The sequence below is a fragment of the Methylobacterium sp. WL7 genome, assembly GCF_008040085.1.
GTDB lineage: Bacteria > Pseudomonadota > Alphaproteobacteria > Rhizobiales > Beijerinckiaceae > Methylobacterium > Methylobacterium mesophilicum.
Genome location: NZ_VRVG01000150.1, coordinates 1 through 12698, shown reverse-complemented (window position 1 = coordinate 12698; position 12698 = coordinate 1). Strand labels below are relative to the sequence as shown.

Genomic DNA, 12698 nt, shown 5'->3' with positions numbered 1-12698 from the left:
AACCAAAACTATATGGCGTAAAGACAGAACAATGAGCATCCATGTATGTCTTGTTGCAGGTCACATCAATTTCTAATCGAAGCGCTTCCCTAAGTTTGGATTCGTTGATGCCAGCCGATTCATCGCATTTCCCCCTCCACAATTTCATGACATCTTTAGCTTCGCACTGCACACTTCGGGCAACATATTCGAATATCTGCGCGGGCGTGGGGTCAGTCACTTTGGAGTGATAGTTTGCAATTAGCTCCCCCGTTGTCGTGTCCGCACGAAATCGGTCAAAGGTAAAACGTCGATCGGGCAGGGCAAGAAAGATGATCCCGTTATCGTTAAGTATCTCGGTGCACTCAATCAGCCACCCGATAGGATCTCCAATATGCTCCAATACGTGTGATGCAACAACATATTGGAATTTTTCGCCGTCCTTCAAAACCTTACTTAGAGCTTGACCACAGGTGACAATGTCAACCTCGACTAAATCATTGAAACTGTCGTAATTCACACTGGTGTCATTAGCGTATTTATGCCGCAATCCTTCCGTTGAAAGATGATCAGCATACAGCACCTCCCCGTCTGCGCGGGTCACAATCGGACGGTTCAAAGCCCCAATTTCTATACCTCGCTTACCTTTAGGTTCGATAAGTCGGAGGATTCGCTCCCTTCTTGAGATGCGTGAATTGGGTTTGCTTACCAAGCGCAGCCAAAAATCCTTAATCATCCGCATGAACTTCAAAGACCCCCCCCCTTGAAACTCGATCTAGCCCCGGAGGCTTTCGGGTAAGGGGTCTCGAATCACTGTCCATCTGAAAGTTGAGCTTCCGGATCACATGGCGGTCGCCCGGATTTCGGACCCGCCGAAAGGTGAGCCTCCAGGTCTCATTCACCGACCCTCTGGACCGCCGCCACGCCTCGATCTTGCTCCTTGCGTCAGCCGACGACAAGAACCAGTTCGCGTTCAGGTACCCGTCACGCAGGAGGCGGTTGAATGCTGCAACTGGCGCGTTGTCGGTCGGCGCTCGCGATCAACTCATCGTCTTCCTCAGCTATCTCGGTCAGGTCAAGCCGACCAACGACGGCTCAGAGCGGCTGCGGCGTCCGTCCGTCGTCCAGCGGAAGATGACCAATGGCTACCGCGCGATGTGGGCCGCCGAGGGCGAGGCCGACATCCGCACCGTCGTCGATACCGCACGCCTCGCAGGGGGCAGCCCCTTCGGAACCATCTTCAAGATCGTCGGCGCTTGAATCAAGCCGTTACAGGCGTGGGTAATCACGTTGACAATGCGACGGTCCGCGTCTCGCTAACGCCGGCTCACATTGCTGTCGGCAGGCACATGCCATTCGCACACGCCTCGGCATTCACATTTCGTTAACCATGACCCCAATATCCGCATATGCAAATGTGTGTCTGCTCGAAGCCGCGGTCATGGCCGGTACATACGATCAAAACCCAGAGCTTGGCGACGTGCTCAATCTGGCAATCGCTCTATCCGAGCGCATCACAGACATGCGCCGCCAGGGTCAACCGATAGCCGACGATCAGGCGAAGGCGGTCGGGACAGTCGCCTCGCTCTTACGTGAACATCGTATCGAGTTGCCTACGCAAATTAAGAAGGCGCTCTCTGACGTCATCGAAATCGCACCGAAAGGTCGCGGCCGCTCCCTAGCGGTAATCGAGTATATTCAATCCGGCCTATTCGAAGCTGAGCAGATCAGCAAACTCAGCCAACCGTTTGTCAGCGATCTGTATAGGATCGTATTGGCGCGAGAAGCAGAAGATGATGCTGTACGCCATTGGGCTCATTAGTTAAATATCGGTGCTATTACAAAAAAACAACTGCTTAGCACCGTCGTCAGCTCAGAAGAATTTCGTCAGGCATTCTCGACAGCAGCTTGATTGATCGAATATTTCTGAATATTTCGGCTTCGACAATCGTGACTATAATTTCGTAGCTATTTGTGAACGCCGAACCGGATCGCCTTTCTGGGCTGATGGCAACAGAAGCGCGTAGCAACGGGCTTCCTTTTAGCTGCTGCTACGAAATCTTAGCCTTTGAACGTGCCCCGACATCAACGCTTAGCTTCCGATCGTGAATGCCGCCCTTTTGGCGAAACGAACCCAATCACGCGTCGGCGCTTGATGCCTTTGTGGCTGAAGCCGACCTTATAGGGTCTAACCACGATCCTGTATGACCCGGGCGCAGTAGCCCGGCCGCCAGTTTAGGATCCCTGCGCTCCCGACGAGGAGAGCATGCTGAGCAGTCCCAAAGCATCTCGTAAAGGTCCCGCTCAATCCGGTGCCTCGCCATTCTTCGGACGCGAACGAAGGGTTTTGGTGCGAAGCGTTCCGCTTTGATTTATGCAAGGTGCGACGCGTAGGAGGCTCGGATGCTGAAGAGAGTACTCGCCCGTATCGTGTCCCCGCCCGCGCGGCCGATGCAGTCCGAGGCTGACGGTCAGGAAGATGCAGACGCGATGGAAGCTTATGCCTTCCTCAGCGCGGTCGCTGCCGCGATGCCGAGCATAAACCCACCGCCGGCCGCCGACGATGATCCTATCGAGGCCGTTCATAAGGTGGTCGAGTACGCGCTGGTGCATACGGGGTACTTGCGCTGAGCGCGTTCACTCGATTCGACTGCTGCAGGCCAGCGCCGCACAGCAATATCGTCTGCGCTCTGAAAGACCCCGCGTCTCAATCGCAGGACGGAGTGCCGGCAGTCTGGCCCAGGCATGTGCGATGAAGCGGCATCCGCATCACCCTACATCACGTCGGGCGTTGTGGAGACGCGCGATCCGCGGCATCAGTCGTCAGAATGCAGCTCCTTACCAAGATCGATGGAAACGCCGTGAGCAGCTTGAAATTCGGGACGAGTGGCTTGCGGGGTCTCGTGACGGACCTCGTTGGCTGGCCGAGTTACGCGTACGCCAGCGCGTTCTTTCGATCCGTGTCGACAGACGATGGCCCCCGCATGGTCGTGATCGGTCGGGACTTGCGCGATAGCAGCCTTGGCATCGCGGCGACGGTGGCGTGTGCTGCTGCGGCTTCCGGCTTCGAGGCGATCGATTGCGGCGCCCTCCCGACCCCAGCCCTCGCGCTCGAGGCGATGCGGCGCGGGGCCTACGCCGTCATGGTCACGGGCAGCCATATTCCTGAGGACCGCAACGGCTTGAAATTCTATCGGCCCGATGGGGAGATCACAAAAGACGACGAGATCGCCATCCTGGCAGCCCTGGGGGATGTCACAGTCGTCGGTGAGATGCCGACATCAGAACCGGCAACATCAGAACCCGATGCCATCGAGCGCTATCATCGGCGCTACAGCGACGCCTTCTCGCCCGAGATCCTGCGAGGCCTGCGCATCGCGGTCTATCAGCAGAGTTCGGTCGCGCGCGACCTGCTGACCGATCTGCTCGCGCGCTTCGGGGCGAGCGTCACGCCGATCGGTCGATCGGACAAGTTCGTGCCGATCGATACCGAGGCGCACCGGCTCGAAGACATCGCCTTCATCCGCGAAGTCATGGCATCCGGCGATTACGACGCGCTGGTAACGACCGATGGTGATGCGGATCGGCCCCTGGTAGCCGATGGTGCGGGGCGGATCGTGCGTGGCGATGTCCTCGGGCTTATCACGGCTCGCTACCTCAGCATCGCTGCCGTCGTCGTGCCAGTCACAGCCGGCTCCGCTTTGGAGCAGTCCGGTGGCTTCGGCCGAGTCGCGCGCACAAAGGTTGGCTCGCCCTTCGTCATCGCCGGCATGGAGCAGGCGAAAGCTGCCGGGGCAGGGACCGTTGCAGGCTTCGAGGCGAATGGAGGCTTCCTCCTCGGATCGGACATCACCATCGATGGACGGATCCTGCCCGCCCTACCCACGCGGGACGCGATGCTGCCCATCCTAGCCACACTCGCGGCAGCGCGCGCGGCCGGTGCGAAGCTGGCCGATCTCATCACCTCGCTCGACGCCGGAGAGATGGCGAGCGACCGCCTCCCCAATACCCCTTCCGAACAGAGTAGCGCATTTCTCGCACGGCTTGGGGTTGAGATTTTCAGAGCCGAGTTCCTCCAGCCGATCGGGTCGTCGCGCACGGTGGATCAGCAGGACGGTATCCGGATCGGTCTGGACGGCGGACGGTCGATTCACTTTAGGGCCTCCGGCAACGCCCCGGAACTGCGATGCTACGCCCAGGCTAAGACGGCGCGGGACGCCCAAGATCTCGTCCAATGGGGACTGACAGCAGCGGCGGCTGCGATGGCGGAACAAGTCGAACGGTCATAGCGGCCGAGACAGTCAGCGTGATCGAGATGCGGCGTCATGACACGTTTTCGCATCACCATCGCGCTGAGCCCCGACGCCACGACATGCAGCAGCCTTATGCGACCGCCGTTCGCACGATGTGGACCGGTTTTTTAAGGACTGCGTTAGGCTCCGTGCAGGTCACGACCGTGATGGGCTACCTGATCTACATATGACTCATGATCCTAACGCAGGACGACGGCACCTACGCATTTGCAAGAGCCGTTGCTGCCCTACGACACACGACGCATCGAAATCAGCCTAGTCTGCCACCTCTCATGAGGAGGAGGCGGACAGCATGGCCAACAAGCACTTCATTCAAGCCGCTCGGAATCCAACGGCAACCATCAGGCTCGGCAGCTTCGATGTCCCTTGCTCGGTCCTGGCATTCGACGAAGGCAGCGTTCACGTGCGCGTGCTTACGGCCGGCGGGATTCCAGAACATCTAACTTTCCTCCGCGAAGGCCAACCGCGACGTGCTCGGGTCGCGCTCCGTAAGCAGGGCCCATTGGGCTTGGACCTCTGGCTCGACCTACAGGTGGCTCAAGATATACGGGCGGCTTAAGGCGATCTGACCGGCTGGCTTTGGACCGGGTTGATTGAGAGGATCAGCCTGGACCAGAAAAGTCGGGGAGGAAGCGAGGACAGAAGCCGAGGCGGAGTAGGTCGTGCTGATACTGGCCGGCCCATGGACCGTCGCTCGGGACGACGCGCGGCCGGACACGCCCTTGAGCGGCATCGTACATCGGAGCTTCAAATCCGGGCGTGAGGTGAACCCGACCACGCTCCACGTCTCCGTCCCGCCACGTTCCGAACGCAACACCCTCCGCGCCGAGTGAACGGAGGGACGCCGGATGGACTTTTTGCACAATCTGCCGATCGCCGACCTGATCGCGCACTATGGCTACCTCGCCATTTTTATCATCATCACATTGGAAAGTGCCGGGCTGCCCCTGCCGGGCGAGACAGTCCTTCTAACCTCGGCGGCCTATGCTGGCAGCACCGGCAACATCAACATCGCTGTCGTGGTCACGATCGCGGCCACCGCCGCCATCCTGGGCGACAATGCTGGCTACTGGGTCGGCCGACGTTGGGGCCTGCCTGTGCTCCTGCGAAAAGGGCATCTGATCGGTCTCGATCACGGCCGTCTAAAACTTGGCCAGTACCTCTTCCGTCAGCATGGCGGGAAGATCGTGTTTTTCGGTCGCTTCACCGCGATGCTGCGCGCCTATGCGGCGGTCCTCGCCGGTGTGAACAAGCTCGATGCGCGCCGGTTCATGTTTTTCAACGCCGTCGGCGGCATCGCCTGGGCCTCGATCATGGGCTTCGGGGCGTATCTGTGCGGGCGCTCGATCGAGAACGTCATGGGCCCGGTCGGCCTCGGCCTTTTGGCCTTCGTCCTGCTTGGAGCGGTCGCACTGTGGCTGTTCATGCGCCGGCATGAGGCCCGACTGATGATCGCCGCGGAGGCTGCTATCCCTGGGGCGTTGGTTGCAGGCGCGGATGAGTCCGAGCCGTCGCGGTCAGGCGGGCGATTTGATGGAGCCGTGGTCGAGGCTGACCAAAGCAGCTCGAGCCAGCAAGAGCTTCAGGCTCAGATCGCAACGCTTTTGGCACAGCGTCAAGCTGCGCAGGATCGTGCCGGGGTACAACAGATTGATCGTGGGCAGGCTGAGCCGCTGCCCTGGTGGTTCAAGGCTCCCGCGCTTGCCCTTGTGGCGGCGGCCGGCATGTCGGCTGCGTCATGGCACGAGGGCGTAACGGGTGGATTTTACGGGCGCCTCGTTGGTCACATCAGTATCGCTGGAGTGGGATCGATCCTTTTGGTGTCCGCTATCGTCCTCACCCTCGTCGGCCTGCGGCTGAGATATCCGCGGCAACCGCGCCTTTCAGAGGACGAAATCGAGCAAGCCATCCGATTGGCGGCGTGAGGTCATGCGTCGAGATACCCAGCCGCACGAGGTCGCGGTGCCACCTCAGTGCTCGGCGTCGAACCGAGCTACCCACTCGTCACCGATTAGCTCCGGACTGCTGAGGCAAAGCACACTGTCGCTGAGGATCGCCTCGCCCTACGCGACCCAGCGTTACCGGTTAGCGAAGGCGTCGGTCGCGGCGAGATCGCCGGCCGGGTCAACACTCGGATAGTCCGACGAAACGGTGGTCGGAGCGCTGGTGCGGCGACCGGCCTCGATACGGACGAGGCGCCGCTCCAGGTCGAGGATGTTGATGGTGCCCCTTATCAGTGAGTTGTGGTGCGACCGGCACCCTGGGTCACGCAGGGGAGGGCGTCATCACAGCCGCTGATACGGTCGCGCGTTCCCACGGTCTCGATGTAGCGGACGATGCGCCATAGCCAGTCCTCAGTCAGGGACGCGCGCTCGGCGTACAGGGGAGCAGCGAGGACCACGGCGAGCAGAGCAGCGTCCGTCATGGTGCAAGCCAGGCGCTCGGCGAGGTCCGCCGTCGTAATGGCGTTCACGTGCGCATCGATCAGCCTTGACAGCTCTACGGTTCCCGATCGGGTAATCTCGCCGGCAGCGACGCCCTGCGCCAGCGCGTGGGTCGCCCGGGTCAGGTTTGCAGGCTTGTCGATCGCGGGTAGCGTGAGGGCGTTGGGCCAGTCTCGGCGCACCGGTAGAAGACGGTCGAGACAGAGGCGCAGTGGTCGCCGTGCAGCCCTATCTCGATCGCCCCTTGCGGGTTAGCGCCTCGGCCTCGCTGTCCAGCAGCGCTTCAATAGCGCAGGTGGTTTGGTTACGGGGGCCTTGAGTCTGTCAGCAGGCTCTCCGGACAGACAGGCTCCAGATTGCCCTCTGTTCGACCTTGACTATGACACCACAGCTCGACGACTGCTTCAAGCTATAGCACCTCACATGGAAGAACAGACTGAAATAGAACGCTTCACTTACACGGTAGCACCGAATGTAAAACATCAATTCGAGTCGATGCCGGACGGTATGGCGCGAGCAGGGGTAGGTCGGCGTCGAGTTTGGGAACTGGGTTTGAGCCAGCCACCGTCAAGCAAAAGGCTCTGCTTGCGTAGTGCTCGGGGAAAGCGCGGCCGAACCGACGTCGGTAGGCTGCCCGCGTCCTGACAGCACCGATCGCCGTAAAGACCTCGCGGCGGTCTCGCGCAATTCGCATCGAGACCACCCATGCCATCAGATCGGCGGGACGAGGCTCCGCGAAGGCGAACCGGGAAGGCTTCCGATTGGAGGTCGGATCGGTCCAACGTAGTTAACCCATCCTTATCACACCCGTCGCTACGCCGTCCCACCCAGAGCGTGGCCATTGTTGCGGACGCCAATACCGGCATCCCACCAACGGGATCGGCTCCGCGCTGGAACCCGGTCCGCCGCATGAAGCCTGCCGCTGCTGCCTCCATGTCTTGCCCCTTCATGGCTGAGCTCGTCGACCTGCTCAACGAGCCGTCGCGGGAGCATGGCAAGCGGACGGGGGAGGCAACGGCGCAGCGCCTGGATCGACTGGAAGATGAGGCTCGTCGATACGGAGCGCGAGAAGAGACGATGGCTGCCATCCATGGCACCCGACTCCTTCTGGAGCTGGCAGAGCTACCAGGGCCTTCGCGCGGGCCAGCGATCCATGGTGCAGAACCGGGATCGTAGCGCTTCAAGGTTAGATCTCGCTCGCGGTCTCGATGCTGGCGACACCGCTACGATGCCAAAATTTCCCACGCGCGCGAGAGCGAGGCGGCGTCAGCGGCGCCATCTAGACAGCCTCGCCCAGGCCTAACGGATGAGCGACCCGCTCTGCTCGGCGCGGGCTGGATCCACCTTCCGACCTGGTGCAGCACGGCCTCCACCGGATCAGTCGGGAAGGTAGCCTCCCGCAACTCGCCCCGAGATCAGCGCCCCTTCTGAAACAAGCCCATCATGATCAGCCCGACGTGCATGGCGCTGATGATCGCGCCCGAGCAGGCCAGGGCGGCGAGTTCAGATTTGGGGACGAGGACGATTTCCAGATCTTCGGCCGCTTCCGGGGCCGCCGGGCCGATCTGAACACCAGAGGCCTGAATCAGGTGCGCGCGGTTGGCGTAACGGGCGGGGTTCGGCGAGAGCGCGCCGATGTGTGTGACGTCGCCACCGTGATAGCCGGTCTCTTCCCGCAGTTCCCGCGTCCCGGCCGCCAGAGCGGTCTCGCCCGGGTCGATGACGCCACCTGGTAGTTCGAGCGACAGGCCGCCCAGCGGGTGGCGGTACTGCCGCACCAGCACGGCGCGATCCGCTTCATCGAAAGCCAGCACCAGGGCGAAGTCGGGGGGATCGAGCACATAGTAGGCGTCGACCTCCACGCCCCGCGGGGTCACGCAATCGTCCGCGCGCAAGCTGATCCAGCCATCTTTCAGGACCTGGCGTGAGCGCACCACCGTCCAATGCCGATCCGTCATCGCGAGCCTCCACAAGCCTCTGGTTTCTAGCACGCCCTGTCGGCACGCTCCGACGTATCGATGTCGAGGGCCGGACGATACGGTGCGTCCATCACATCCTCTGGCGTAAGCGCGATGAGATCGCCGACGACACCCCAGATCGCTTAATCAAGCTACGGGACACAAATCCTTTTCACGGTCGATTAAGCGAGCGGCCGAACCGGTGTTACGGCGAAGATGACAACGGGTTTCACGGAAAGGCTCTCATCAATGCGCATCGCCATCGCAGTCCTCGCTCTGCTGCTGGCCCCGCCCGCCCTCGCCTTCGACCCGGGCACGCAGAGCCCGGCATGCCCGCTCGGCCCGGCGCCGGTCGGCAAGCCGGTAGACGTGACCTGCTTCGGTGCCAAGATGGACGGCAAGACCGATGACACCGCCGCTGTACAGGCCGCGATCAAGGCGGCACAGGCCTCGGGTGCCGGCGGTCAGGTCGTGATCCCCGGCGGTTCGATCCGCCTCGGCGGCGTGACCATCCCGAACAACATCGGCGTGTTGGGCGCGGGCGCCAACGCGACGGCGGTGTATGCCTCAGGGCCGGCCGTGGAGGTGTTTCGGGCGGCCGATCCAAGCATCGTCGCCAACGTAACGATCGAGCGGCTTTCCATCTACGGCGCCGGCGGCGCGCGTCAGACGGGCGGCCACTTCGTTCTGTTCGAGAACTGCCAGAACTGCCGGGTGTCCGATTTTCTGTTCTCTGGCGCTTACGTTGGGGTCGAGGTCGGCGGCCACAACACGCTCAATGTCACGCTGGAGCGCGGACGTTCGGACGGAGCCTCGCTTTATCACTTCGTCGTGGCGGGGGGCGCGGACACCTTCCTGCGGGGACTCATCACCACATCCGGCAGCGCTCCGCAGGCGCGGTGCGGCGTGCGACTCACCCAATCGGGCGGGACCTGGATCTCGGACAGCGACATCACCGCCTCCGGTCACGGCACCTGTGTGCAGCCCAGCGACGGCCAGTCGGTGAAGTGGACCTTCGTTTCGAACACCGCGCTGGGCGACACCGGCACGGGGTTCGGGCTATTGCTCAACCCAACGGGAAGCGGCGTCATCTACGGCTTCTCCGCCGCAAATTCATGGACTTCGGCCAACAAGCAGGCCGGTGTCGGCAGCCAATGCGACAAGGGCGGTGCAATCCAGGCGGTGACGCTCAATGCGCACCGCGCCATCGCGAACACGCTCGATGGCATGACGTTTACCTGTGGTGACGGCATCCGCATCATCGCACCCACCGTCGTCGACAACAGCAACCCGGACGGCGGCGGCGTCGCCGGGCGCAACTCCGGCATCGTGTTTGGACCGGGGCTGTCGCACTTCTCCGTGAACGGCGGCGAGTTCCGGGCGCTGTTCGGCAGTAAGCCGTTTCAGGCTTATGCCGTGCGCGTGATGCCGGGCGCCTCGGACTACTACACCATCGCGGGTATCGATGCGGTCGGTGGCGGTTCCGTTGACGATCGCGGCACCGGTTCGCACAAGGTCGTCGGCAGTAACTGGTAGATTGCCGGGTGGATTGGATCGTCGAGATACTGCCGTGCACGGTGGCCGGCGTACAAGGGCGTCGACGGTGTGGCGCGATGCCGATCTCGATCACACCAGAGACGCACATGAGGGCGATGACGCGGCGCACTGCGCTGCCAACTGCCTTGGCGGTTTCATCTTGCTCAACGTGAGTCTCCACGGCGGCGTCCGCCACATCCAAAGCTGTGATTGGCTGGACGAGGAGCCACGCGCGCTGTTACGCGGTCGGCGGTGGACTTCCCGCCGCAGGCCGCTCCGGCATGGCAGGCGTCTTGTGCTGGGGCTTTCGGCCTGACCGGGTCGGTTTCGTCTGGAGGCCAGTGACGAAGCGATGGGTCTGTCGGCTCGTGCTGGGTATCCGCGCGCCTGGATCTTGCGCCACAGCGCCATGGCATTCTCGCAGCCATCGCCGATCCGCCTCACGAGATAGCTCGCGTCCGCATCCAGCAGGCTTGGAGCCGGCGCCATGGGGCAGCCGGCCGGGGGGGGATGTCGGTGGCAGCGTATTTGCGCACGGTGGCCCGAGCTAGCCCCATCGCATAGGCGATCCCGAGCAGCATCTGGCCGCCCGCATGCCGATGCCGCACTTCATCGTAGATCGTTCGCCATCGCGTTCGGCTCGCCGTGCTCGCCTGCGACACCCACGCCGCCCGCGCGTGCGACTCGCGCATCGAAGTCACAGCCGGTCTGAGCGCGGTTCACATCCCAGACCTTCAATCGCAACAGGACGGGCAACTGTCGACAACCGTCGCTGTGGCCAGCGGCCACCTTCCGAGCGCTCGCGGTTGAATTACCGCCTTCGATGCAACTTTAAGGAGGCATAAACCTTTCAATCACAAGCTGTACACATCGGCGGTCCCTTCAGCTTGCCAAGGGCTTCGCGACAAGGCCAGCGAAAGAGTTGCACATGCCTAAAGCAGCATCCTTGCAGTCGAAGATCCTCAATAAGAACTTGAACTTTTCGCACAGTCGTATCACCGGCGCAGTTTTGCTGTGCGGCGGTCTACTTGGGACATTCACTGTGTCGCCTGCACAAGCACAACTATTGCGGGGAGCCCTGGATACGACCGGTAGCATTCTCGGCACCGGAGTATCACTCGGTACGACGAGCCCGGGCAGCGGCCTCCTTGGTACCGGCCTAACAGTCAATACGTCCGGCAACGGCGTTCTTGGGACCGGTCTGGGCGTCAGTACAACCGCACCGGGCAGTGGCGTTCTCGGAACGGGTCTGAACCTCGGGACATCAGGAAACGGCGTGCTTGGGACAGGCGTCACAGTCGGCTCATCGAACCCAGGCAGTGGAGTTCTAGGGACCGGCGTAAACGTCGGCACAACCGGAAATGGGGTTCTTGGCACCGGACTGACTGTCGGCACAACACAGCCTGGTGATGGGCTGCTCGGCACCGGCCTCACCCTCGGCACGGCTGGCGCGGGTGGAACCGGCACAGGTGGAACCGGAACGGGTGGAACCGGAACGGGCGGAGCCACCGCGGGTGGCGCAGGTGGAGCGGGTGGCGCAGGTGGGGCAGGGGGCTCGGGTACGTGTGGAACTTGTGGCTCAGCAGGCACCGGCGCCGGAAGCGGCACAGGCACAGGCCAGGGTGTGTACATCGTGACCGGGAACGTCACCCAATCGCAGGGACAGACTATCGTTTCAGATCTTAGACTCTCCTCGTTTTCTGAGATCACTGCCGTTGGCACCAACAACACCAGCGCCTTGGCGGCGCCGGTCGCTACGGGCGGCGACGCCCTGGCGGTGGGTTACGGATCGAGCGCGGCTGGCACGGCGTCGACCGCGGTCGGAACCGGGGCCGCCGCGGTCAACACCGGCAGCGTTGCGATTGGCTACGCGGCAAGCGCACAGGGGCTGGGCGGCACGGCGGTCGGAACCGCCTCCGCGGCGTCCGGGGCGGGCAGCACGGCGCTCGGCTTCGTCGCCGGCGCGACCGGCACGGGGTCCACGGCGATCGGCGCGGCGGCCTCGGCCGCCGGCAACAACAGCGTCGCGCTGGGCAACGGGGCGGCGGCCAACCAGGCGAACACCATCGCCATCGGAGCCAACGTCAAGACCACCCAGGCCAACCAGGTGGCGATCGGCAACGCCGCCAACACCTACACCCTGGCGGGTGTCGCCTCGCAGGCGAGTGCCGCGGCGCAGAGCGGGGCGACCGCCTTCGTGACCACGGACGCGAGCGGCAACCTCGCGGCCTCGGCCTACGGCCCCTCGACCATCGCGGCGCTGGGCAACCGGGTTGATTCGGTCCAGTCCCAGGTCAACAACCTGGAGGCCAAGACCGACACGATGCAGCGCTACGCGGTCCAGACCCGCAAGGAGTCGCGGCAGGGCGTCGCCATGGCGATCGCGATGGCGACCGCTCCGATGCCCTCGGCGCCGGGCAAGACCACCTGGGCCACGAACGGCGCGACCTATCGCGGCGAGTGGGCCG

General features: G+C 62.7%; 7 protein-coding genes and 4 pseudogenes. 7 read left to right on the top strand and 4 right to left on the bottom strand.

What is annotated here, in order from left to right; all coding sequences use genetic code 11:
• Together FV233_RS25415 and FV233_RS25410 are read right to left on the bottom strand one after the other, a co-directional pair.
• Window positions 1-721 (bottom strand): methyltransferase domain-containing protein (locus FV233_RS25415; protein ID WP_147899166.1); only part of this gene is annotated, 721 nt, incomplete at its 3' end.
• Window positions 722-896: 175 nt separating this feature from the next.
• Window positions 897-1010 (bottom strand): annotated as a pseudogene (locus FV233_RS25410) (integrase core domain-containing protein); the annotation flags it as partial.
• Window position 1011: 1 nt separating this feature from the next.
• Here FV233_RS25410 and FV233_RS25405 point away from each other — a divergent pair.
• The 5 genes and pseudogenes from FV233_RS25405 to FV233_RS31765 all read left to right on the top strand — a co-directional run.
• Window positions 1012-1239, top strand: a pseudogene (locus FV233_RS25405) (IS66 family transposase); the annotation flags it as partial.
• A 181-nt stretch (window positions 1240-1420) separates the two neighbouring features.
• Window positions 1421-1801: a hypothetical protein gene (locus tag FV233_RS25400; protein WP_147899165.1), complete on the top strand. Its 381-nt coding sequence runs from the start codon at window positions 1421-1423 to the stop codon at window positions 1799-1801.
• 581 nt (window positions 1802-2382) lie between these two features.
• Window positions 2383-2610, top strand: a complete 228-nt coding sequence (locus FV233_RS25395; RefSeq protein WP_147899164.1) for a hypothetical protein — start codon at window positions 2383-2385, stop codon at window positions 2608-2610.
• Between the two features lie 230 nt (window positions 2611-2840).
• Window positions 2841-4268: a phosphomannomutase gene (locus FV233_RS25390; RefSeq protein WP_147899163.1), complete on the top strand. Its 1428-nt coding sequence runs from the start codon at window positions 2841-2843 to the stop codon at window positions 4266-4268.
• Window positions 4269-5140: 872 nt separating this feature from the next.
• Window positions 5141-5776, top strand: a pseudogene (locus tag FV233_RS31765) (DedA family protein); the annotation flags it as partial.
• Between the two features lie 749 nt (window positions 5777-6525).
• On the opposite strand, the gene FV233_RS30630 reads toward FV233_RS31765, so the two are convergent.
• Together FV233_RS30630 and FV233_RS25375 are read right to left on the bottom strand one after the other, a co-directional pair.
• Complete coding sequence (locus tag FV233_RS30630; protein WP_187278227.1) at window positions 6526-6918, bottom strand: hypothetical protein; 393 nt, start codon at window positions 6916-6918, stop codon at window positions 6526-6528.
• 1233 nt (window positions 6919-8151) lie between these two features.
• Window positions 8152-8694 carry an NUDIX hydrolase gene (locus FV233_RS25375; protein WP_147899161.1) on the bottom strand — a complete coding sequence of 181 codons (543 nt, stop codon included), beginning with the start codon at window positions 8692-8694 and terminating at the stop codon, window positions 8152-8154.
• A 249-nt stretch (window positions 8695-8943) separates the two neighbouring features.
• Between FV233_RS25375 and FV233_RS25370 the strand changes: the two genes are divergently transcribed.
• Window positions 8944-10230: a glycosyl hydrolase family 28-related protein gene (locus FV233_RS25370; protein WP_187278226.1), complete on the top strand. Its 1287-nt coding sequence runs from the start codon at window positions 8944-8946 to the stop codon at window positions 10228-10230.
• Window positions 10231-11968: 1738 nt separating this feature from the next.
• Window positions 11969-12698: pseudogene (locus FV233_RS31355) on the top strand (hypothetical protein); the annotation flags it as partial.